Here is a 22,436-nt window from a genome sequence, read left to right on the forward strand (position 1 = left end):
CGGGCCGGTTCCTTATGCTGTGCGCTCGAACTGCACTGCGGCGGAAGGGAATCGGGACGTGCCGCTGCACAAGGACGACCCGAGGATGCTCGGCGGCTACCGGATCGTCGACCGGCTCGGGGCCGGAGGCATGGGTGTCGTCTACCGCGCCCGCTCACGGTCGGGGCGCGAGGTCGCGCTGAAGGTGGTGCACGCCCAGTACGCCGAGGACGCCGTCTTCCGGGCCCGGTTCCGGCAGGAGATCGAGGCCGTCCGCAAGGTGAGCGGCGCCTTCACCGCGCCGGTCGTGGACGTCGATCCGGAGGCGGCCCGGCCCTGGATGGCGACCCAGTACGTGCCGGGACGCTCGCTCGCCGACCGGATCCGTGAGGGCGGCCCGATCCGGGGCGCCGAGGTGCGGCTGGTCGCCCTGGGGCTGGTGGAGGCGCTGCGGGACATCCACCGGGCGGGTGTGGTGCACCGCGATCTGAAGCCGGCGAACGTCCTGATGGCCGAGGACGGCCCCCGCGTCATCGACTTCGGCATATCCAGGGCGGCCGAGAACCACAACACCCTCACCGAGACCGGCCAGATGATCGGCACCCCGCCCTTCATGTCGCCGGAGCAGTTCACCGACGCCCGCTCGGTCGGCCCCGCCTCCGACGTCTTCTCGCTCGGCGCGCTGCTGGCGTACTCCCTCACCGGCCGTGGCCCCTTCGACGCCGACAGCCCCTATCTGACCGCCTACCGGGTGGTGCACCACGAGCCCGTGCTGGAGGGCGTGGCCCGCCCCCTGCGCACCGTCCTGGAGCGCTGCCTGGCCAAGGAGGCCAAGGAGCGGCCCGGACTCGACGAACTGGCCCACGCGTTCGCCTCCGCCCTGCCCGAGCCCACGGGGGACGACGATCCGCCCACGCTGACCCTGCGTCCGGTCGCCCTGCGGGCCGCCGCGGAGACCGACCCGGGGCACGCCGTCGACCGCACGGCCGTCACCACCGGCTCCGGCCGCCGCCGACGCCGTACGCGCCCGGTGTGGGCCGCGATCGGCACGGTCGGCGCGCTCGCCCTGGGGACGCTGGGCTACATGTGGTACGGGCCGGGTTTCCCGGACGACGCCCCGCCGGTGAGCTCCGCCTCGTCGAGGCCGTCGGCCACGTCCGCCGCCTCCGGCCGGGCGGCGCTCCCGGCCGGCTGGAAGCCCTGGCAGACGACCGTGCGCGCGGACGCCGAGCGCGGACTGCGCAAGGCCCCGGACACGAAGGAGGCCGCCACCGCGCCGTTCTGCGCGATGGACGGGGGCGCCCTCTACTGCGGTGGCAGCGCCCTCCTGCCGGAACGGATCGACGGCGCCACCGGCGGGACCGTGTGGCGGGCGGACATCGCGCCCGCGGGGGTCTCGCCCGACCTGTACGTCACCTCGGTCTTCGGTGTGCACGACGGTGTGGTGCTCGTGGAGCTGATCGTGGACAGGGAGGACGGCGGGACGCAGGTGCAGGCCGTTCTCGGGCTCGACAGCGACACCGGCGAGACGCTCTGGTCCCGGAACACGCACAAGGACGGCCTCGGCTCGGTCTCCGCGGACGGGCTGGCCCTGATGGAGGAGGGCGACGGCCGTTCGCTGACCGCCCGCTCGGCGAGCGACGGCGCCCAGCGCTGGAAACTCTCCCTGCCCACCGGGTACTCCTGCACACCGACGTCCCTGGCGGACCGCCTGTACGTCGAGTGCGCGACCCAGGCGGAGAACTCCGACGACTCGCAGGTCCTCGTCGTCGACCCCACCGACGGCTCCACCGAGCGGGTGACCTCGCTGAACGCCAACGACACACTGGTCGGCGCCCTCGACGGGCAGCTGGTCTTCGTGGAGTCGGTGGACGAGGGCCCCTTCGTCGACGGCGACGTCACGTACCGCCGCATCCTGCGCGTCGACCCCGCCGACGGCAAGCGCGAGGTGACCGCGCTGACCGGCACGTTCAAGGGAACGGTGGTGATGCGGCACGACACGCTCTGGTTCGTCACGCTGGGCGGCCGGGTGAGCGCCGTCGACCCCGCCACCGGCATCCGGAAGTGGGAGAGCGGCACCGATTTGGAGTCACCGGGCGACGTCACCGTGGACGACGAGGGAAGCACGGTGTACCTGGCCACCACCAGCGGTCGGACGGCTGCCCTGGACGCGGCCAAGGGCACCCCGCTGTGGCAGTCGGACGCCCGTGCCGAGGTCCTGGCCAGCGGGCTCCAGCCGGCGGTCCTGGTCAACAAGGGCGCCGTGGTGGTGGTGACCGCCGACGGCACCGTCTTCACCCTGGACCCGGCCGACCCCGACCGCACACCGGTCTCGGCGGGCTGAGCACGGCCGGCGCACACCGCGCTGCGGGCCCGTCGCGCCGATCCGCCTTCCCCACAGGGTTTTCATATCCTGTGGGCTCGAACTGTCCGGCGGGGGAAGGGAAACCGGGACGTGGCGCTGCACAAGGACGACCCGAAGGCGCTCGGCGGCTACCGGATCGTCGACCGCCTCGGGTCCGGGGGCATGGGCGTCGTCTACCTGGGCCGGTCCCGTTCGGGGCGCGAGGTCGCCGTCAAGCTGGTGCACGCCCAGTACGCCGAGGACGGGATCTTCCGGGCCCGTTTCCGGCAGGAGATCGAGGCGGTCCGCAAGGTGAGCGGGGCGTTCACCGCGCCGGTCGTGGACGCCGACCCGGAGGCCCCCCGGCCCTGGATGGCCACGCAGTACGTGCCGGGCGCCGCGCTCTCCGCCCGCCTCCGGGAGACCGGCCCGCTGAAGGGCGCCGAGCTGCGCCGGCTGGCCCTCGGGCTGGTGGAGGCGCTGCGGGACATCCACCGGGCCGGGGTCGTCCACCGTGACCTCAAGCCCGCCAACGTCCTCATGGCCGAGGACGGCCCCCGGGTCATCGACTTCGGGATCTCCCGCGCCACCGAGAGCCAGACCCTCACGGAGACGGGGCACGCGATCGGCACCCCGCCGTTCATGTCCCCGGAGCAGTTCAAGGACGCCCGCTCGGTCGGCCCCGCCTCGGACGTGTTCTCCCTGGGCGCGCTGCTGGTGTTCGCCGCCACCGGCCGCGGTCCCTTCGACGCCGAGAGCCCCTACATGACGGCGTACCGCGTCATGCACGAGGAACCGTCGCTGGACGCGGTCCCCGAACCGCTGCGCGGGCTGCTGGGCCGCTGCCTCGCCAAGGAGGCCGGTGACCGGCTCGGACTCGAGGAGCTGGGCCGGGAACTGGCCGGGGCGCTGCCCGAGCCGGAGGCGGGCGACGCGCGGACGGTGCCCCAGTGGGTGCCGCCCGCCCGTGTGACACCCGAGGAGCCGCCCCGGCCGCGCGCCGGGCGCCGGCTGCGCCGGTGGCCGGTCCTGGCGGGAGCGGCGGGTGTCCTGGCCGTGGCGCTCGCCGTCTCCTCCCTGTACGACCCGTTCACCAGGTCCGACACGACGGCGGAGCCGGACGGCGCGGGCGCCGGGTCCTCCCGCTGGGAACCGCTGCCGGCCGGCTGGAAACCGTGGCGGACGTCGGTCTTCGGGACGGCCGCGACCGGTGTGCGCCGGCCGCTGGGCGGCGTCACCGGGGTGACCGAGGGCGGCACCCTGTCCTGTACGGCGGGCAAGGGCGCCCTGTACTGCGGCGGCTCCGGCACCCTTCCGATCCGGGTCGACGCGGCGACCGGCCGGATCCTCTGGCGCGCGGACTCCCTGCCCTCGGGTGTGACCCGGGAGGGGTACGGCAGCACGCTCCTCGGGGTGCACGACGACACGGTGCTGGTCGCCCAGTCGGTCATGAACAGCACGGGCGACGACACGGCGACCTCCGTCGTCGCCCTCGACGCGGGCACCGGCGAGCGGCTCTGGTCGCGCGCCATGGACGGTTCCGGCACCGACCCCGCCGTCGTCGGCGAGCTGCTGCTGATTCCGGACGGCAAGCGGGTGACGGCCCGCGACCCGCGCGACGGCACCGCGCGCTGGACCACGACGCTGCCCGCCGGGGGCGACTACGGGTGCGAGTTGCACGACGTCGACGGCCTTCCGTACGCGGGCTGCACCAACGCGGGCACCCCGTCGCGCACCGTGTTCTACGCCGTCGACCCCGCCGACGGCACCACCCGGAAGGTGAGCGTGCCGGACGGCGACGCCGTCCACGTCGGCACGGTCGACGGCGATCTGGCCTTCGTGATGGCGTCCCGGCAGGGCAGCCCGACCTCCACCGACTCGGTGTACACCGAGGTGCTGCTGGTCGACCCGGACACCGCGGCGGTGCGCAGGAAGAAGCTGGCGGGCAGCGCGCGCGGCAGGGTAGCGCTGGTCGGAGGTGTGCTGTGTTTCGCCGCCTCCAGCGGGCTGCTGACCGGTTACGCGCCCGGGACGGGCGAGCGGCTGTGGTCGACCGCGACCACCCTTCAGCAGCCCGGGGAGCCCGTCGCCGACGGGCAGGGCCGTACGGCGTTCGTGGCCAGCGCCTCCGGGCGGGTCGCCGCCCTCGACATCGCCGCGGGCGGCCTGCTGTGGGAGTCCCCCGCGCGGGCCGACCACGTCGGCGGGATGGGCTACCAGTCGGCGGCCGTGTTCCTCGACGAGGGCGCCGTGACGGTGCTCAGCCCGGACGGGACCCTCTTCACGCTGGACCCGGACCACCCCGACCAGAAGCCGGTGTCGGGCTGATCCGGGACCGCGGGCGGCCGGCTACGGCAGCGCCAGCATCCGCTCCAGTGCCAGCTTGGCGAACGCCTCGGTCTCCTGGTCGACCTCGATGCGGTTGACCAGCTTGCCCTCGGCCAGCGACTCCAGGGCCCAGACCAGGTGGGGGAGGTCGATGCGGTTCATGGTCGAGCAGAAGCAGACCGTCTTGTCGAGGAAGACGATCTCCTTGCCCTCGGGCGCGAAACGGTTCGCCAGGCGGCGCACCAGGTTCAGCTCGGTGCCGATGGCCCACTTCGAGCCGGCCGGGGCCGCCTCCAGCGCCTTGATGATGTACTCGGTCGAGCCGACGTGGTCCGCCGCGGCGACGACCTCGTGGCGGCACTCCGGGTGCACCAGCACGTTCACCCCGGGGATGCGGGCGCGGACGTCCTCGACCGACTCCAGGCTGAAGCGGCCGTGCACCGAGCAGTGGCCGCGCCACAGGATCATCTTCGCCGCGCGCAGCTGCTCGGCGGTCAGGCCGCCGTTCGGCTTGTGCGGGTTGTAGACGACACAGTCCTCCAGGGACATGCCCATGTCCCGGACGGCCGTGTTGCGGCCGAGGTGCTGGTCGGGCAGGAACAGGACCTTCTCACCCTGCTCGAACGCCCACTCGAGGGCGCGCTGGGCGTTGGACGAGGTGCAGATCGTGCCGCCGTGCTTGCCCGTGAACGCCTTGATGTCCGCGGACGAGTTCATGTACGAGACGGGCACGACCTGCTCGGCTATGCCGGCCTCGGTCAGTACGTCCCAGCACTCGGCGACCTGCTCGGCCGTGGCCATGTCGGCCATCGAGCAGCCGGCCGCGAGGTCGGGCAGGACCACCTTCTGGTCGTCCGACGTCAGGATGTCCGCCGACTCGGCCATGAAGTGCACACCGCAGAACACGATGTACTCGGCCTCCGGGCGGGCGGCCGCGTCCCGGGCCAGCTTGAAGGAGTCGCCCGTGACGTCGGCGAACTGGATGACCTCGTCGCGCTGGTAGTGGTGGCCGAGCACGAAGACCTTGTCACCGAGCTTCTCCTTGGCCGCCCGGGCGCGCTCGACCAGGTCCGGGTCGGAGGGCGAGGGCAGGTCGCCGGGGCACTCGACACCCCGCTCGCTCTTCGGGTCGGCCTCACGGCCGAGCAGCAACAGGGCGAGCGGAGTCGGCTGTACGTCGAGCTCCGTGGTCTGGGCGGTGGTCACGTCACGCACCCTTTCTACTTTCGTCGAACTGCTTCTCGTCGAACTGACGCTATCTATGATAGCTTGCTTCGTGTCACTTTGACGATGGTCATCGCGTCGATGTGACATGAATCCCGGACAGGGTGCGCGGAGGCCGTGGGGCGCTCCGGACGGTCGCTGTTCGCTTCGCCGCCGGTGTGCGAGCATGAAAGAACAGCGGCCCGGAATGAATCCGCGGCCCCGTCGGTTGCAACCGTCGGCAAGCAGCCTCCGTACAACCCGGGAGAGATGTAGATGTCCGTATCGGACGAGACCAGCACCGCCACCGACGGCATCATCCTGTCCGACGCCGCCGCGGCGAAGGTCAAGGCCCTGCTCGACCAGGAAGGCCGTGACGATCTGGCGCTGCGCGTCGCCGTGCAGCCGGGCGGCTGCTCCGGCCTGCGGTACCAGCTCTTCTTCGACGAGCGCTCCCTCGACGGCGACGTCGTCAAGGACTTCGACGGCGTCAAGGTCGTCACCGACCGCATGAGCGCCCCGTACCTGGGCGGCGCCTCCATCGACTTCGTCGACACCATCGAGAAGCAGGGCTTCACGATCGACAACCCGAACGCCACGGGCTCCTGCGCCTGCGGCGACTCCTTCAGCTGAGCATCGCCGGCACGGACGAAGGCGGCGGACCCCTCCTCGGGGCCGCCGCCTTCGTCATGCTCCCTGCTCCGCGCGGCGCCTACTGGACGTCGGGCAGCCGCGCCCCCGCCTTCTCCAGCGGTACGGCCTTGCCGTCCGAGCCGACCACCTTCCGGCCGCCGAGCGACTCGTCCAGCTGTACGGTCCGGTGGTACTCCTTGGCGATCAGGATGCAGACCTTGTCCGGCCAGGGCGTCTCGGTCACGGTGACCGTCACCTGCCCGCCGGACTCCTTCGCCGTCGCCGCGTAGTCGGCGCACACCCCGCCGGTGAAGCTCACGACCAGCTCCCTGCCCTCGGCCGTGTAGCCGTCCACCTGGACGTTCCGGGGACCGGAGGTGGCGCTCGGCGCCGGCGTCGGGGTCGTGGCCGCCGTCAGATACGCCGGGTCGACAGCCGGCTGCGTCACCCGGTACTCGTCCGCGGCCCCCGTGCCCTTCACATCGAACAGCCAGGTCGGCACGAGCACCTGCCGCCCGCCCGAGGTGTGCGGGGCGAGACCGAGCACCGCGTCCTCGACGGTCACGGTCTGTCCCTCGGAGGAGGCGGTGGTGGACGAGCCGCACGGGCTCTCCAGCCGGTCCTTGAGCGGCACCGGGCTCGCGCATCCGCCGATGCCCATCCGGTGGTCGCCCCCCGGCGCCGCGTTCAGCGCCTTCAGCGCCTCCTCGGCGGTCAGCAAGGGGTACGAGTCCGACTCGACCGGCGCCTTGAGCTGCCCGTTCCCGCCGATGACCGCCCCGTCGGCGCCGACGCTGATCCCGGTCGTCCACCCGTAGGTGGGCAGACCGCCGATCTCCGGGTCCGCGTTCACCACCCGCTGGGCGCCCATGACCTGGCTCGCGTCCAGCTTCGCGTCGTCCTGCCCGACGGCCTTCAGGATCGGCGCCGCCGCCTTCTTCGCGGCCGCCTCGCTCACCGGGTCGGCGGCCGGGGCCGCGGGGTCCTTGGTGCACTTCGCGATACCGCCCGTGCAGGCGTCCGTCCCCGGTGCGTACCGGCTGAACGTCCACATGCCCGGCGCCTGCCGGTTCACCCGCAGCACCGGCCCCGAACCGTCGTTCCCGGCGCCCACCTTCCAGGCCTCGCCGTCGACGACGGGCGTCCCGGCCACGCCGAGCGCCTTCGCCAGCCGCGCCACCTCGTCCTTGCCGACCTCGCCCTTCGCCCAGTACGCGGGCGCCGAACCGGGACCGTCGGGGAGTGTGCCCTCGGCGCGGTACGTCACCCCGTAAGGGTTCGGCTCACCGGGCGCGATGCCGTTCGAACCGGAGCCGGCGTAGTCGTCCAGCAGCAGCGGGTCCGGGGTGCCGCCACCCGAGGGCGCCCCGGCCCCGGCCCCGGAACCCCCGGTGGCCTGCGCACTCAGATACGCCCCACCGCCCCCGGCCAACAGCACGGCAACGGCGACGGAGGCAACGAGGAGGGGAGACCGGCGCCGCCGCGGAGCGGCACCTCCGGCGCCGCCGCCCTGCACGACCCCGGCGTCCTCAGAGCCGGCGTCTTCCGCGCCGGTCTTCGCGGCACCGGCCTCCGCAGGGTCGGTCTCTTCGGCGTCGGCCGTGTCGCGGGTGGCCGTTTCGGGGAGCGACGGCGCTTCCGGCTTCGCGGCACCGTCCTCTGCGGCACCGGCCGTTTCGCTGCCGGCCGCCCCAGGCTCTTCGGCGGTGCCGGTCTCCTCGGCCTCCTCGGCCTTTCCGGCGTTCCCGGTCTCCTCGGCCTTTCCGGCGGTGCCGGTCTCGGCCTTTCCGGCGTTCCCGGTCTCCTCGGCCTTTCCGGCGGTGCCGGTCTCCTCGGCGTTCCCGGCGGTGCCGGTCTCCTCGGCGTCCTCGGCCTTTCCGGCGGTGCCGGTCTCCTCGGCCTTTCCGGCGGTGGCGGTCTCGGCCTTTCCGGCCGCCTCGGTGTTCTCGGCGCCCGTGTTCTTCTCGACGTCCGCGACGCCCTCGGCCCTCTCGGCGGAGCCGCCCTCGTGGTCGGGTCGCTCGGTGTTCACCGCATCGCTCCTTCGGCTGCCCTGCTGTCGTACCTCACATCCCCTTGACGGGGGACAGCGATGGGACGCGGCGGGGGAGCGCACGGTTCCCTGTGAGCGCCCCGGCCGCACGAGCCGTAAGGAAAGGCAGCACGACCTCCTAGTTGCCGTAGTCCGGCATGGCTTCCAGGAGTCGGGCCGACCTTGCCGGGACGGTGACGCCGTGGATGAGTGACGGGGAGACCGGGCGGGAAGCGATCTTCTCCGGAGCCGCCCAGTGCGGAGCCATCCGGGCGCAGTCGCCCCGCAGCGACGCGAGGTCGCCGTCGAGATCGGCCGGGGCGGGGGCGATGCGGAGCTCGAGGTTCGTCATAGCCGAACCGTAAGCACGCGGGAGCCCGCGAAGAAAGATCTACTATCGGGTAGTTTCGGCTGCTTCAGTGGCGCCCCTCCACCGGGTAGCGTGAACTGTCAATCCCGCTCCCCACAGGAGAGTCCACGCCGTGCGCATCGCAGTCACCGGCTCCATCGCGACCGACCACCTCATGACGTTCCCCGGACGTTTCTCCGACCAGCTCGTCGCGGACCAGCTCCACACGGTCTCGCTCTCGTTCCTGGTCGACAACCTGGACGTGCGCCGAGGCGGAGTGGGCGCGAACATCGCCTTCGGGATGGGACAGCTCGGCACCAAGCCGATCCTGGTCGGCGCCGCGGGCGCGGACTTCGACGACTACCGCGCCTGGCTGGACCGGCACGGTGTGGACACCGAGTCCGTCCGTATCTCCGAGACCCTGCACACCGCCCGCTTCGTGTGCACCACCGACGCCGACCACAACCAGATCGGCTCCTTCTACACGGGCGCGATGAGCGAGGCCCGGCTGATCGAGCTGAAGACCGTCGCCGACCGCGTCGGCGGACTCGACCTGGTCCTGATCGGCGCCGACGACCCGGAGGGCATGCTCCGCCACACGGAGGAGTGCCGTTCCCGGGGGATCCCCTTCGCCGCCGACTTCTCCCAGCAGATCGCCCGGATGGAGGGCGAGGAGATCCGGATACTGCTGGAGGGCGCCACGTACCTGTTCTCCAACGAGTACGAGAAGGGCCTCATCGAGTCCAAGACCGGCTGGTCCGACGCCGAGATCCTCGCCAAGGTCGGCCACCGCGTCACCACCCTCGGCGCGCGCGGCGTCCGTATCGAGCGGGACGGCGAGGACCCGGTCGAGGTCGGCTGCCCGGACGAGGAACGCAAGGCCGACCCGACGGGTGTCGGCGACGCCTTCCGCGCCGGGTTCCTCTCCGGCCTCGCCTGGGGCGTCTCGCACGAGCGCGCCGCCCAGGTCGGCTGCATGCTCGCGACGCTCGTCATCGAGACCGTGGGGACGCAGGAGTACCAGTTGCGGCGGGCGCACTTCATGGAGCGGTTCACCAAGGCCTACGGGGAGGACGCGGCCGCGGAGGTTCGGGGCCACCTGGGCTGACGTGTTCGTTCGGGCGCGGGTGCGTGGGGGGCCGGTCGCGCAGTTCCCCGCGCCCCTGTCCGGGGGCTGCGCCCCGGACCACCGTCAGCTCGTCCGGCGGACCGAGTACGCCGAGCCCCTCTCCGCCGGCTCCTCGCCCTCGTACTCCTGGCCCCTCATCTCGCACCACGCCGGAATGTCCAGCCGCGCCGCCTCGTCGTCGGACAGGACCCGCACCCGGCCGCCCACCGGTACGTGCCCGATGACCTTCGCGAGCTCGATGACGGGGATCGGGCACCGCTTGCCGAGGGCGTCCACGACCAGGACGTCCTCCTTCACGGCCGTGGCGGGTGCCGGTGCCCCGAGCTTCTCGCGCACCCCCGCCACCACCCCCGGCAGCACCGCCAGGAACCGCTCCACGTCCTCCTCGACCGCACCGGCCGGCAACGACACCCGCACGTTCCCCTCGCTCAGCACCCCCATCGCCCTGAGCACATGGCTCGGCGTCAGGGTGCTGCTGGTGCAGGACGAGCCCGAGGACACCGAGAAGCCCTCCCGGTCCAGCTCGTGGAGCAGCGCCTCCCCGTCGACGTAGAGGCAGGAGAAGGTGACGATCCCCGGCAGCCGTCGTTCCGGATCGCCCACGACCTCGACGTCCGGGACCAGTTCGGGCACCCGGACCCGGATCCGCTCCGTCAGCTCCCGCAGCCGTGCCGCCTCCCGGTCCGCCTCGGCCCGTACCGCCCGCAGGGACGCGGCGGCCGCCACGATCGCCGGCAGATTCCCGAACTCCTCCGCCTCACGGGCCGCGTACCGCACCCCCTTGCGCACCACGAGCAGCCCGACCCCCGACGGGCCGCCCCATTTGTGCGCACTGGCGGTCAGTACCGACCAGGCACCCCGCACCTGACCCCACCCCAGTGACTGCGCCGCGTCCACCAGCAGCGGCACCCCGGCCGCCCGGCACACCTCCGCCACGGCCGCGACGGGCTGTTCCGTCCCCACCTCGTGGTTGGCCGACTGCAGGCACGCCAGCGCGGTGTCGGGCCGCAGCGCCTCCGCGTAGCCGCCCGCCTCCACCGCCCCGCTCCGCCCGACCGCCACCCGCGTCACCGTGCCGCCGTCCGCCTCCAGCCCTTCGGCCGAATGGAGCACCGAGGAGTGTTCGACGGCTGACACGATCAGGTGACGTCCGATCCGCCGACGGCCCGCCAACACCCCTGCGACACCCGTCTGGACGGCCCGCGTCCCGGACGAGGTGAACACCAGCTCGTCCGCCCGGCACCCCACGGCCTCGGCGGCGGCCTCGCGAGCGGCGTCCAGCAGAATCCGGGCCCTGCGCCCCTCCCGGTACAACCGCCCGGGATCGGCCCACCCCTCATCGAACGAGGCCGACAACGCCTGACGGGCAACAGGATGAAGAGGAGCGGCGGAAGCAGCATCGAAGTAGGACACACAGCAACGGTAGAACCCAGCGGAGTCGCACCCCCAAGGGGCGCGGGGAACTGCGCGACAAGCCGCAAACACACCCGCACCCGCCAAACCAGCGAACCACCCCCCGCAGTAGGCACCCCTCCCCGAGAACCCCCGGAGGGCGTCGGCTAGGGTTTGGTCCGCATAAACATCCAAACCCCTGCCCGACGCAGGGCGGCGACCGACCAGCGAGAAGGCCGCAGCCGATCCGCGCGGGCGAGACTCTCGGGAAGGCGCTACGTGAGTCCCAACGGCTCCGACCGCTCGCCGCGGCGCCCGATGCGGCGGAAGCTGCTGCAGGCAATGACCGCGGGCCTGGTCCTGGCGACCGCCACCGGTTGCACATACAAGGACTTCCCCCGCCTTGGCATGCCCACCCCCGTCACAGAAGAGGCTCCGCGGATCCTCTCCCTGTGGCAGGGCTCCTGGGCGGCCGCGCTGGCCACCGGCGTGCTGGTGTGGGGCCTGATCCTGTGGAGTGCTTTCTTCCACCGGCGCAGCCGCACGAAGGTCGAAGTTCCTCCGCAGACCCGGTACAACATGCCGATCGAGGCGCTGTACACGGTGGTCCCGATCATCATCGTCTCCGTGCTGTTCTACTTCACGGCACGCGACGAGTCGAAGCTCCTGAGCCTCGACAAGAAGCCCGACGTCACGGTCAACGTGGTCGGCTTCCAGTGGAGCTGGTGCTTCAACTACGTCGAGAACGTCGAAGGCTCCACCGGCGACGCGAAGACGGACAAGAACCTGGCCGCGATCCCGGACCGGTACAAGAAGGACTTCCCGGCCGACGCGGGCGGCGTCTACACCTGCGGTGTCCCCGGTGAGCGGAACCCGCAGACCAACAACCCGGGCCCGACCCTCTGGCTCCCCGAGGGCAAGACGGTTCGCTTCGTTCTGACCTCGCGTGACGTCATCCACTCCTTCTGGGTGGTGCCGTTCCTCATGAAGCAGGACGTCATCCCGGGTCACACCAATGCCTTCCAGGTGGTCCCCAACCATGAGGGCACCTTCCTGGGCAAGTGCGCCGAGCTCTGCGGCGTCGACCACTCCCGGATGCTGTTCAACGTGAAGGTGGTCTCCCCCGAGCGCTACGAGCAGCACCTCAAGGACCTCGCCAAGAAGGGGCAGACCGGTTACGTTCCCGCGGGCATCGAGCAGACCGCCCATGAGAAGAACCGGGAGACGAACAACCTGTGAGCATCCTCAACGAACCCCAGGGTGCCGCGGCAGCTGAAGACTCCTACGAGAACGAGCTGCCGGTCCGGCGCAAGCAGCCCGGCAATGTCGTGGTCAAGTGGCTCACCACCACCGACCACAAGACCATCGGCACGATGTACCTGGTCACGTCGTTCGCGTTCTTCCTGATCGGCGGCGTGATGGCGCTCTTCATGCGCGCCGAACTGGCCCGTCCGGGTCTGCAGCTGATGTCGAACGAGCAGTTCAACCAGGCGTTCACGATGCACGGCACGATCATGCTGCTGATGTTCGCGACGCCGCTGTTCGCCGGCTTCGCGAACTGGATCATGCCGCTGCAGATCGGTGCCCCCGACGTGGCGTTCCCGCGGCTGAACATGTTCGCCTACTGGCTCTACCTGTTCGGCTCGCTCATCGCCGTCGGCGGCTTCCTCACCCCGCAGGGTGCGGCCGACTTCGGCTGGTTCGCCTACTCCCCGCTGTCGGACGCGGTCCGCAGCCCGGGCATCGGCGCCGACATGTGGATCATGGGTCTGGCCTTCTCCGGCTTCGGCACCATCCTCGGCTCGGTCAACTTCATCACCACCATCATCTGCATGCGCGCGCCGGGCATGACCATGTTCCGCATGCCGATCTTCGTGTGGAACGTGCTGCTGACCGGTGTCCTGGTCCTGCTGGCCTTCCCGGTCCTCGCGGCCGCGCTGTTCGCCCTGGAGGCGGACCGCAAGTTCGGTGCCCATGTCTTCGACGCGGCCAACGGCGGCGCCCTGCTGTGGCAACACCTCTTCTGGTTCTTCGGCCATCCAGAGGTGTACATCATCGCCTTGCCGTTCTTCGGCATCATCAGTGAGATCATCCCGGTCTTCTCCCGCAAGCCGATGTTCGGCTACATGGGCCTGATCGCCGCGACGATCGCCATCGCCGGTCTCTCCGTGACGGTGTGGGCGCACCACATGTACGTCACCGGTGGCGTCCTGCTTCCGTTCTTCTCCTTCATGACGTTCCTCATCGCCGTACCCACCGGCGTGAAGTTCTTCAACTGGATCGGAACGATGTGGAAGGGCTCGCTGTCCTTCGAGACCCCGATGCTGTGGGCGACGGGCTTCCTCATCACCTTCACCTTCGGTGGTCTGACCGGCGTCATCCTGGCCTCGCCGCCGATGGACTTCCATGTGTCCGACTCGTACTTCGTGGTGGCGCACTTCCACTACGTCGTCTTCGGCACCGTCGTCTTCGCGATGTTCGCCGGCTTCCACTTCTGGTGGCCGAAGTGGACGGGCAAGATGCTCGACGAGCGTCTCGGCAAGATCACCTTCTGGACGCTGTTCATCGGCTTCCACGGCACCTTCCTGGTCCAGCACTGGCTGGGTGCCGAGGGCATGCCGCGTCGGTACGCCGACTACCTGGCGCAGGACGGCTTCACCGCCCTGAACACGATCTCGACGATCAGCTCGTTCGTCCTCGGCCTGTCGATCCTGCCGTTCATGTACAACGTGTGGAAGACGGCCAAGTACGGCAAGCCGGTCGGCGTCGACGACCCGTGGGGCTACGGCCGCTCCCTTGAGTGGGCGACCTCCTGCCCGCCGCCGCGGCACAACTTCCTCACCCTGCCGCGGATCCGCAGCGAATCCCCGGCGTTCGACCTGCACCACCCGGAGATCGCCGCGCTCGAGCAGCTGGAGCACGCCGGCCACGGCGCCATCGCGGGCAGCAAGGAGGCCGGCAAGTGAAGGTCCAAGGCAGGATGTTCACGTGGCTGAGCGTGTTCATCCTCATCATGGCGATCGTCTACGGCGTCTGGTCAAAGGAGCCGGCGGGCACCACGGCCCTCTTCCTGGCCTTCGGTCTGTCCATCATGATCGGCTTCTACCTGGGCTTCACGGCCCGTCGGGTGGACGCGGGCGCCCAGGACAACAAGGAGGCGGACGTCGCGGACGACGCCGGCGAGCTGGGCTTCTTCAGCCCGCACAGCTGGCAGCCGCTCGCGCTGGGCGTCGGTGGCGCCATCGCCTTCCTCGGTGTCGCGATCGGCTGGTGGCTGCTGTACTTCGCCGCCCCGATCATCCTCATCGGCATCTGGGGCTGGGTCTTCGAGTACTACCGCGGTGAGAACCGCACCCAGTAGCACGCGCCGAACCCGGGGGAGCCCGGACACTCCGTCAAGGAGTGTCCGGGCTCCTTCGTATGCCGCAACCCTTGTCCTCCATTCGTGGCGCCCAGCGCGCCGCCGTTGACGCGGCTCCCTAGCGTGAAGCCATGAGCCACACACCCCGCCCCCGCACAGTCGTCAGCGGCACGGTGCTGGTGATCGCCCTCGGAGCGGGCGTCGTCACCGCCTGCGGATCCGACGGCAATCCCCTCGCCGAGCGCCCCTACGACGCGAGCGACCGGATCTCCTTCAACGGCCCCGACGGCGACGGCAGCAAGAAGGCCGACCCGGACAAGCCCCTGGAGATCGTCGCCCGGGACGACGACGAGCCCATCACCGACGTCACCGCCGTGGACGCCTCAGGCCGCTATGTGGCGGGCGAACTCGCCGCCGACGGCAGCCGCTGGCACAGCACCGAGCCGCTGGCCGCCGACGCCCACTACACGGTCCGGGTGAGCACCGAGGACGCCGACGGCGCCCCCGGCCGCCGGGTCCTCACCTTCGACACCGGCAAGCCCAGCGGCAAGAAGCGCCTGGCCGTCGAGCTCGGCCCCGACTCGGGCACGTACGGCGTCGGCCAGCCCATCACCGCCAAGCTCAGCGAGCCGATCAAGGACCCGGCCCAGCGGGCGGTGGTCGAGCGCGGCCTCAAGGTCGACTCCACGCCCTTCGTGCCGGGCGCCTGGTACTGGGTGGACGACAAGGAACTCCACTACCGTCCCCAGGACTACTGGCCCGCCCACGCCGCGATCCGCGCCCACAGCAACCTCGACGGCATCCGGATCGGCGACCGGCTCTGGGGCACCACGTCGAAGGACGTCGACCTCACCATCGGCGACCGCGTCATAGCCGTCACCGACGCCTCGTCGCACTCCCTGACGTTCTACAAGAACGACGAGGTGATCAACACCATCCCGGTCACCACCGGCAAGCCCGGCTTCGACACCCGCAACGGCGTCAAGGTCGTCCTCGGCAAGGAGCAGTTCGTCCGGATGCGCAGCACCACGGTCGGCATCGCCGAGGGCTCCTCGGAGTCGTACGACCTGCCCGTCTACTACGCGACCCGGGTGACCTGGAGCGGCGAGTACGTCCACGCCGCCCCCTGGTCCGTCGGCTCCCAGGGCTACGCGAACGTCAGCCACGGCTGCACCGGCATGAGCACCGCCAACGCCGAGTGGTTCTTCGACCACGTCCGCCAGGGAGACGTCGTCAAGGTCGTCAACAGCCACGGCGACACGATGGAACCCTTCGGCAACGGCTTCGGCGACTGGAACGTCGACTGGCCGAAGTGGAAGACGGGCAGCGCCCTGATCACAGGCAAGCACAGGACCCAGCCGGACACGTCAACTCTGAGGCCTACGGCTGTGTAGGAGCCTTTAGGAGCGCGGGGAACTGCGCGACAAGCCCAAGACCCGCACCCGCCCCGCAACCCCTCCAGGCACCGCCTACGCGCTCTGAAGCCTCTTCTCCCGCAACAGGGCGGCCAGCGCACCCGCGAACTCCACCGGCTCCACAGGCAACGTCACAGCCGCATCGGCCCGACTCCACGTGGCGAGCCACGCGTCCTGCGGCCGAGCGATCAGCAACAGCACCGGCGGACACTGGAACACCTCGTCCTTGATCTGCCGGCACAGCCCCATCCCGCCCATGGGCACGGCCTCACCGTCCAGGACCACGACATCGATACCGCCCCTGTCGAGCTCCCGTACCACCGCCGCAGGCGTGGCGCACTCCACGAACTCGACCACGGGCACATCGGGAGCCGGCCGTCGCCCGGAGGCCAACCGCACCTGCTCGCGCGTGTGGGAGTCGTCGCTGTAGACCAGCACCGTCGCGGTCGCCTGCATGCTTCCTCCGTGACTTCAGCGTCGTACGGACAGAACCGATGCGGCGGATGCTACCCCCTGGAACACCTCGTCAACAGCGCTGGGAACACCCCTTCGATGGGCCATACGGGCCCTACACGGCCTGCGAACACTCCGAACGGCACCCCCCGGAGTGAGGGCGGGATAAGCGACCGACATAATGTCGGTCGTGGCGACAGCAACGACAGTAGAAACCGGGCACGCGCACCCGTCGGTCAATCGGCCGAACCTCACCAGCGTCGGAACCATCATCTGGCTGAGTTCCGAGCTGATGTTCTTCGCGGCCCTCTTCGCGATGTACTTCACCCTGCGTTCGGTGACGGGTACCGAGCACTGGAAGGAAATGGCCGAGGCCCTGAACTTCCCGTTCTCGGCCACGAACACCACGATCCTGGTGCTCTCCTCGCTCACCTGCCAGCTCGGCGTCTTCGCCGCCGAGCGCGGTGACGTGAAGAAGCTCCGGGGCTGGTTCATCATCACCTTCATCATGGGTGCGATCTTCGTCGGCGGTCAGATCTACGAGTACACCGAGCTGGTGAAGAAGGACGGGCTCTCGCTCTCCTCCGACCCCTACGGCTCGGTCTTCTACCTGACCACCGGCTTCCACGGACTGCACGTGACGGGCGGCCTCATCGCCTTCCTGCTGGTCCTGGGACGTACCTACGCGGCCAAGAGGTTCACCCACGAGCAGGCGACCGCCGCGATCGTCGTGTCCTACTACTGGCACTTCGTCGATGTCGTCTGGATCGGCCTCTTCGCCACGATCTACATGATCAAGTAGCCGGGCCCGTTCCCGCCATCGCAAGCATCGACGCAGAAGATCCTGACACCGGGGTAATCCGTGAAAAAGCTCTCCGCACGACGACGCCATCCGCTGGCGGCGCTCGTCGTCCTACTCCTCGCGCTGGCGTGCACGGGGGGGCTGTACGCCGCGTTCGCGCCCGCGAGCAAGGCGCAGGCAGATGAAACCGCCCAGTCCCTGGCCATCGACGAGGGCAAGAAGCTCTTCGCCACAGGCTGCGCCAGCTGCCACGGCACCAAGGGTCAGGGCAGCTCCGACGGCCCGAGCCTGGTCGGCGTGGGCGCCGCCGCCGTCGACTTCCAGGTCGGCACCGGCCGTATGCCGGCCGCGACCTCCCAGGGCCCCCAGGTGCCGCGGAAGAAGGCCATCTACACGCAGGCCGAGATCGACCAGCTGGCCGCGTACATCTCCTCCCTCGGCGCCGGCCCGAACGTCCCGACCGAGGCCGAGTACGGCACGGAGGGCGCCGACATCGCCAAGGGCGGCGAGCTGTTCCGCACCAACTGCGCGCAGTGCCACACCACCGGCGGCAAGGGCGGTGCCCTGACCCACGGCAAGTTCGCCCCGACGCTCGAGGGTGTCGCCCCGAAGCACATCTACGAGGCCATGCAGACCGGCCCGCAGAACATGCCGTCCTTCCCGGACACCACGCTGACGGAGCAGAACAAGAAGGACATCATCGCGTACCTGAACGCGATCGACAGCGACGAGACGGTGAACCCGGGCGGTCTGGAGCTGGGCGGGCTCGGCCCGGTCAGCGAGGGTCTCTTCGCGTGGATCTTCGGTCTCGGTGCGTTGATCGCGGTCGCCGTCTGGGTCGCCGCGCGGACCGCAAAGGCCAAGAAGTCATGAGTAGCCAAGACATGCCAGAAGAGAACCTGCCCGCAGAGCAGGACAGCCACGGCCACGGTGGGGTAGCCGTCGCGGACGAGAAGAACCCGTTCGCCGACCCGGGACTGCCGCCCCACGAGCACCGTATCCAGGACATCGACGAGCGGGCCGCCAAGCGGTCCGAGCGCGCGGTCGCCCTGCTGTTCACGGTGTCGATGCTCGCCACCGTCGGCTTCATCGCCTCGTACGTGGCGATCCCGATCGACAAGTCGATCTTCGTCTTCCCGATCGGGCACGTCAGCGCGCTGAACTTCGCGCTGGGTCTGACCCTGGGCACGGCGCTGTTCACCATCGGCGCCGGCGCGGTCCACTGGGCCCGCACCCTGATGTCGGACGTCGAGGTCGCCGACGACCGTCACCCGATCGCGGCCGACCCCGAGGTCCGTGCGAAGGTCCACGAGGACTTCAAGCAGGGCGCCAAGGAATCGGTGATCGGCCGTCGCAAGCTGATCCGCAACACGATGTTCGGCGCGCTGGCCCTGGTGCCGCTCTCCGGCGTCATGCTGCTGCGCGATCTCGGTCCGCTGCCCGAGGACAAGCTGCGCCACACGCTGTGGGCCAAGGGCAAGCTCCTCGTCAACATGAACACGAACGAGCCGCTGCGTGCCTCGGACGTGGCCGTCGGTTCGCTCACCTTCGCCAAGCCCGAGGGCCTGGAGGAGCACGACGAGGACTTCCAGAACGAGATCGCCAAGGCGGCCCTGATGATCGTCCGGCTCCAGCCGGAGGACATCAAGGACAAGCAGGAACTCGAGTGGTCCCACGAGGGCATCGTGGCCTACTCGAAGATCTGCACCCACGTCGGTTGCCCGATCTCGCTGTACGAGCAGCAGACGCACCACGTGCTGTGCCCCTGCCACCAGTCCACCTTCGACCTCTCCGACGGCGCCAAGGTCATCTTCGGCCCGGCCGGTCACGCTCTGCCGCAGCTGCGCATCGGCGTGAACGACGAGGGCTACCTCGAGGCGCTCGGCGACTTCGAAGAGCCCGTCGGTCCTGCTTTCTGGGAGCGCGGATGAGCACCAACGAGAACAACGAGTCCCGCGAACGCGGGAAGGCTCCGGCCGGCGAGCGGATCGCCGACTGGGCCGACGGCCGGCTGGGGATCTACTCCCTCGCCAAGGCCAACATGCGCAAGATCTTCCCCGACCACTGGTCGTTCATGTTGGGCGAAGTGTGCATGTACAGCTTCATCATCATCATCCTCACGGGTGTGTATCTGACGCTGTTCTTCCACCCGTCGATGAACGAGGTGGAGTACCACGGCAGCTACGTCCCGCTGCAGGGACAGCTGATGTCCGAGGCGTTCAACTCGACCATGCACATCTCCTTCGACGTGCGCGGTGGTCTGCTGATCCGGCAGATCCACCACTGGGCGGCGCTGATCTTCCTCGCCGGCATGTTCGTGCACATGATGCGCGTGTTCTTCACCGGCGCGTTCCGCAAGCCGCGTGAGATCAACTGGCTGTTCGGCTTCCTGCTGTTCGTCCTGGGCATGTTCACCGGCTTCACCGGTTACTCGCTCCCGGACGACCTGCTCTCCGGCACCGGTGTCCGCTTCACCGAGGGCGCGATCCTGTCGATGCCGATCGTCGGCACGTACATCTCGATGTTCCTCTTCGGCGGGGAGTTCCCGGGCCACGACTTCGTGGCGCGGTTCTACTCGATCCACATCCTGCTGCTGCCGGGCATCATGCTCGGCCTGATGGTGGCGCACCTGATCCTGGTCTTCTACCACAAGCACACGCAGTTCGCGGGTCCCGGCAAGAGCAACAAGAACGTCGTCGGCATGCCGCTGCTGCCGGTGTACATGGCGAAGGCCGGCGGCTTCTTCTTCCTGGTCTTCGGCACGATCGCGGCCATCGCGGCGCTCGCCCAGATCAACCCGGTGTGGGTCTTCGGCCCCTACCGTCCGGACCAGGTGTCCACCGGCGCCCAGCCCGACTGGTACATGGGCTTCGCCGAGGGTCTGATCCGCTTCATGCCGGGCTGGGAGGTCAACCTCTGGGGCCACACGCTGGTCCTGGGCGTCTTCATCCCGCTGGTCCTCTTCGGTGTCGTCCTCGCGGCGCTGGCGCTCTACCCGTTCATCGAGTCGTGGATCACCGGCGACAAGCGCGAGCACCACATCCTGGACCGTCCGCGCAACGCCCCGACGCGCACCGCGCTGGGCGTCGCCTGGGTCACGATGTACATGATCACGCTGGTCGGCGGTGGCAACGACCTGTGGGCCACCCACTTCCACCTGTCGATCAACTCGATCACCTGGTTCGTCCGGATCTTCTTCTTCGCCGGACCGGTCATCGCGTACATCCTCACCAAGCGGATCTGCCTCGGCCTGCAGCGCCGCGACAGGGACAAGGTGCTGCACGGCCGGGAGACCGGCACGATCAAGCGCCTGCCGCACGGTGAGTTCATCGAGGTCCACGAGCCGCTCAGCCAGGAGCAGCTCTTCACCCTCACGGCGCACGAGCAGTACGAGCCGGCCGCGGTCGGCCCCGCGGTCGACGAGAACGGTGTCGAGCGCAAGATCAAGCGGTCCGAGAAGCTGCGCGCCAAGGTCAGCGGCGCGTACTTCGGTGAGGACCAGCAGATCCCGAAGCCGACCGTCGAGGAGTACAAGGAGATCACGAGCGGCCACGGCCACCACTGATCCACTGTCGCCACGGAAGGGCCCCGTCCGGTGTTCGGACGGGGCCCTTCGCCGTGTCCTGACCTGGATAAGGTGGCCCCACACGGTTCTACGACACCCAGGAGCGGCTATGAGCGCTGTGACCCCCGCTGGAGGCGACACCGCGGCGGGCCGTTCCTGGCCCGACGTGCTGAACGCCCTGCTGTACGGCCGTGACCAGAGCGCCGACGCCACGGCCTGGGCGATGGACCGGATCATGCGCGGGGAGGCGACGGACGCGCAGATCGCCGGGTTCGTGGTGGCGCTGCGGGCCAAGGGCGAGACCGTCGAGGAGATCAACGGGCTCGTCCGGACGATGTACGAGCACGCCAACACGATCGAGGTGCCGGGCCGCACCGTCGACATCGTGGGCACGGGCGGCGACGGCGCGAAGACGGTGAACATCTCCACCATGTCGGCGATCGTCGTCGCCGGGGCGGGTGCCACCGTCGTCAAGCACGGCAACCGGGCCGCGTCCTCCGCCTCGGGCGCCTCGGACGTCCTGGAGAAGCTCGGCGTCAATCTGGAGCTGACCCCGGCGCGGGTGGCGGAGGTGGCCCGGGAGGCCGGGATCACCTTCTGCTTCGCGATCAAGTTCCACCCGGCGCTGCGTCACGCGGGCGCCGCTCGCGGCCAGTTGGGCATCCGCACGGTGTTCAACATCCTCGGCCCGCTGACCAACCCGGCCCGGGTGCGGGCCCAGGCGGTCGGGGTCGCGGACCCGCGCATGGCGCCGGTCGTCGCGGGCGTCTTCGCCGAGCGCGGCAACTCCTCCCTGGTGTTCCGGGGTGACGACGGCCTCGACGAGCTGACCACCACGGCCACCTCACGGGTGTGGGTGGTACGCGACGGCAAGGTCGCCGAGGAGGTCTTCGACCCGCGGGACGTCGGCATCGAGCTGGTCCCGGTGGAGGCCCTGCGCGGCGGCGACCCGTCGTACAACGCGGAGGTCGCCCGCCGGCTCCTGGACGGCGAGCAGGGCCCCGTCCGGGACGCGGTCCTGCTGAACTCGGCGGCCGCGCTGGTCGCCCTGGACCCGGGCCCGGGCACGCTCGCGGAGCAGATCCGGGCGGGCATGGACCGCGCGGCCGAGTCCATCGACTCGGGCGCCGCCAAGCAGGCCCTGGACCGCTGGGTCGCGGCGACGCACGCGTAGGGCACGGCACGCGGTCCCGTCATTCGGACACGAGTTGCGGGACCGCGATCACTTCCCGTACGTTCCTGTACCAGGTCATGAGTGACAGTCATGAGGCCCCGGCCGACTGTCCGGCAACCCTCCGTCCGTGGCGGGGTGCCCCGGGTGAAGACCAGGCCGTAGGCAGCGAGGTCTACGGCAAGCGCGGACCCCTCGCGAAACACCAGGGGTCCTGGTCGTCGAGGGAGCCTTCTGTGAGCAAGCGAATGCGATAGGGCGCCGAGCCCCGCCTCCGCAC

Annotated in this window: 18 protein-coding genes and 1 riboswitch; of the genes, 13 read left to right on the plus strand and 5 right to left on the minus strand. The window is 70.1% G+C overall.

Going from position 1 to position 22,436, the window contains the following annotated elements:
• The first annotated feature begins 58 nt into the window (after positions 1 to 58).
• Both OG852_RS35130 and OG852_RS35135 read left to right on the plus strand, forming a co-directional pair.
• A complete protein-coding gene (locus OG852_RS35130; RefSeq protein ID WP_330350043.1) occupies positions 59 to 2,323 on the plus strand; it encodes a serine/threonine-protein kinase in 2,265 nt (754 codons plus the stop codon).
• Between the two features lie 111 nt (positions 2,324 to 2,434).
• Complete coding sequence (locus tag OG852_RS35135) at positions 2,435 to 4,651, plus strand: protein kinase domain-containing protein (protein WP_330350044.1); 2,217 nt, start codon at positions 2,435 to 2,437, stop codon at positions 4,649 to 4,651.
• A gap of 21 nt (positions 4,652 to 4,672) precedes the next feature.
• Here OG852_RS35135 and nadA read toward each other — a convergent pair whose 3' ends face one another.
• A complete protein-coding gene (gene nadA, locus OG852_RS35140) occupies positions 4,673 to 5,857 on the minus strand; it encodes a quinolinate synthase NadA (protein ID WP_133910012.1) in 1,185 nt (394 codons plus the stop codon).
• Positions 5,858 to 6,130: 273 nt separating this feature from the next.
• On the opposite strand from nadA, the gene OG852_RS35145 reads away from it, so the two are divergent.
• Positions 6,131 to 6,487, plus strand: a complete 357-nt coding sequence (locus tag OG852_RS35145; protein ID WP_046727393.1) for an iron-sulfur cluster assembly accessory protein — start codon at positions 6,131 to 6,133, stop codon at positions 6,485 to 6,487.
• Between the two features lie 79 nt (positions 6,488 to 6,566).
• Here OG852_RS35145 and OG852_RS35150 read toward each other — a convergent pair whose 3' ends face one another.
• Positions 6,567 to 8,519 carry a hypothetical protein gene (locus OG852_RS35150; RefSeq protein ID WP_330350045.1) on the minus strand — a complete coding sequence of 651 codons (1,953 nt, stop codon included), beginning with the start codon at positions 8,517 to 8,519 and terminating at the stop codon, positions 6,567 to 6,569.
• A gap of 139 nt (positions 8,520 to 8,658) precedes the next feature.
• Positions 8,659 to 8,871 (minus strand): hypothetical protein, encoded by a 213-nt coding sequence (locus tag OG852_RS35155; protein WP_133910013.1) that lies wholly within the window; start codon positions 8,869 to 8,871, stop codon positions 8,659 to 8,661.
• 130 nt (positions 8,872 to 9,001) lie between these two features.
• Here OG852_RS35155 and OG852_RS35160 point away from each other — a divergent pair, with 130 nt between their 5' ends.
• Positions 9,002 to 9,976 carry a carbohydrate kinase family protein gene (locus OG852_RS35160; protein ID WP_330350046.1) on the plus strand — a complete coding sequence of 325 codons (975 nt, stop codon included), beginning with the start codon at positions 9,002 to 9,004 and terminating at the stop codon, positions 9,974 to 9,976.
• A gap of 84 nt (positions 9,977 to 10,060) precedes the next feature.
• On the opposite strand, the gene OG852_RS35165 is transcribed toward OG852_RS35160, so the two are convergent.
• Positions 10,061 to 11,410 (minus strand): cysteine desulfurase/sulfurtransferase TusA family protein, encoded by a 1,350-nt coding sequence (locus OG852_RS35165; RefSeq protein ID WP_330350047.1) that lies wholly within the window; start codon positions 11,408 to 11,410, stop codon positions 10,061 to 10,063.
• A gap of 258 nt (positions 11,411 to 11,668) precedes the next feature.
• Between OG852_RS35165 and ctaC the strand changes: the two genes are divergently transcribed.
• The 4 genes from ctaC to OG852_RS35185 all read left to right on the plus strand — a co-directional run bounded on the left by ctaC (position 11,669) and on the right by OG852_RS35185 (position 16,144).
• Complete coding sequence (ctaC, locus tag OG852_RS35170; protein ID WP_133910016.1) at positions 11,669 to 12,628, plus strand: aa3-type cytochrome oxidase subunit II; 960 nt, start codon at positions 11,669 to 11,671, stop codon at positions 12,626 to 12,628.
• The gene (gene ctaD / locus OG852_RS35175) at positions 12,625 to 14,355 is read left to right on the plus strand and encodes an aa3-type cytochrome oxidase subunit I (protein WP_133910017.1); all 1,731 of its coding nucleotides are present in this window, start codon (positions 12,625 to 12,627) and stop codon (positions 14,353 to 14,355) included. Before ctaC ends, ctaD begins: the two co-directional genes overlap by 4 nt.
• Complete coding sequence (locus OG852_RS35180) at positions 14,352 to 14,750, plus strand: cytochrome c oxidase subunit 4 (protein WP_133910018.1); 399 nt, start codon at positions 14,352 to 14,354, stop codon at positions 14,748 to 14,750. Before ctaD ends, OG852_RS35180 begins: the two co-directional genes overlap by 4 nt.
• Before the next feature lie 131 nt (positions 14,751 to 14,881).
• A complete protein-coding gene (locus OG852_RS35185; protein WP_133910019.1) occupies positions 14,882 to 16,144 on the plus strand; it encodes a L,D-transpeptidase in 1,263 nt (420 codons plus the stop codon).
• Between the two features lie 75 nt (positions 16,145 to 16,219).
• Here OG852_RS35185 and OG852_RS35190 read toward each other — a convergent pair whose 3' ends face one another.
• A complete protein-coding gene (locus OG852_RS35190) occupies positions 16,220 to 16,621 on the minus strand; it encodes a response regulator transcription factor (RefSeq protein WP_133910020.1) in 402 nt (133 codons plus the stop codon).
• Between the two features lie 178 nt (positions 16,622 to 16,799).
• Between OG852_RS35190 and ctaE the strand changes: the two genes are divergently transcribed.
• The 5 genes from ctaE to trpD all read left to right on the plus strand — a co-directional run bounded on the left by ctaE (position 16,800) and on the right by trpD (position 22,159).
• Positions 16,800 to 17,420 carry an aa3-type cytochrome oxidase subunit III gene (gene ctaE, locus OG852_RS35195; protein ID WP_055631439.1) on the plus strand — a complete coding sequence of 207 codons (621 nt, stop codon included), beginning with the start codon at positions 16,800 to 16,802 and terminating at the stop codon, positions 17,418 to 17,420.
• 60 nt (positions 17,421 to 17,480) lie between these two features.
• The gene (gene qcrC / locus OG852_RS35200) at positions 17,481 to 18,293 is read left to right on the plus strand and encodes a cytochrome bc1 complex diheme cytochrome c subunit (protein WP_133910021.1); all 813 of its coding nucleotides are present in this window, start codon (positions 17,481 to 17,483) and stop codon (positions 18,291 to 18,293) included.
• Positions 18,290 to 19,351: a cytochrome bc1 complex Rieske iron-sulfur subunit gene (qcrA, locus tag OG852_RS35205; protein ID WP_133910022.1), complete on the plus strand. Its 1,062-nt coding sequence runs from the start codon at positions 18,290 to 18,292 to the stop codon at positions 19,349 to 19,351. The genes qcrC and qcrA overlap by 4 nt, the downstream gene beginning before the upstream one ends.
• The gene (gene qcrB, locus OG852_RS35210) at positions 19,348 to 20,985 is read left to right on the plus strand and encodes a cytochrome bc1 complex cytochrome b subunit (RefSeq protein WP_133910023.1); all 1,638 of its coding nucleotides are present in this window, start codon (positions 19,348 to 19,350) and stop codon (positions 20,983 to 20,985) included. Before qcrA ends, qcrB begins: the two co-directional genes overlap by 4 nt.
• 109 nt (positions 20,986 to 21,094) lie before the next feature.
• Positions 21,095 to 22,159 carry an anthranilate phosphoribosyltransferase gene (gene trpD, locus OG852_RS35215; protein ID WP_133910024.1) on the plus strand — a complete coding sequence of 355 codons (1,065 nt, stop codon included), beginning with the start codon at positions 21,095 to 21,097 and terminating at the stop codon, positions 22,157 to 22,159.
• A gap of 73 nt (positions 22,160 to 22,232) precedes the next feature.
• A riboswitch (SAM riboswitch) is annotated at positions 22,233 to 22,349 on the plus strand.
• Positions 22,350 to 22,436 lie beyond the last annotated feature (87 nt).

This window comes from Streptomyces sp. NBC_00582, from assembly GCF_036345155.1.
Taxonomy (GTDB): Bacteria; Actinomycetota; Actinomycetes; order Streptomycetales; family Streptomycetaceae; genus Streptomyces.

What these genes read in the sequence shown, in the direction of transcription:
- trpD (WP_133910024.1), top strand. Translation starts at nt 21,095, where the DNA reads ATGAGCGCTGTGACCCCCGCTGGAGGCGACACCGCGGCGGGCCGTTCC.
- qcrA (WP_133910022.1), top strand. Translation starts at nt 18,290, where the DNA reads ATGAGTAGCCAAGACATGCCAGAAGAGAACCTGCCCGCAGAGCAGGAC.
- ctaE (WP_055631439.1), top strand. Translation starts at nt 16,800, where the DNA reads ATGTCGGTCGTGGCGACAGCAACGACAGTAGAAACCGGGCACGCGCAC.
- OG852_RS35185 (WP_133910019.1), top strand. Translation starts at nt 14,882, where the DNA reads ATGAGCCACACACCCCGCCCCCGCACAGTCGTCAGCGGCACGGTGCTG.
- OG852_RS35190 (WP_133910020.1), bottom strand. Translation starts at nt 16,621, where the DNA reads ATGCAGGCGACCGCGACGGTGCTGGTCTACAGCGACGACTCCCACACG.
- OG852_RS35155 (WP_133910013.1), bottom strand. Translation starts at nt 8,871, where the DNA reads ATGACGAACCTCGAGCTCCGCATCGCCCCCGCCCCGGCCGATCTCGAC.
- qcrB (WP_133910023.1), top strand. Translation starts at nt 19,348, where the DNA reads ATGAGCACCAACGAGAACAACGAGTCCCGCGAACGCGGGAAGGCTCCG.
- OG852_RS35145 (WP_046727393.1), top strand. Translation starts at nt 6,131, where the DNA reads ATGTCCGTATCGGACGAGACCAGCACCGCCACCGACGGCATCATCCTG.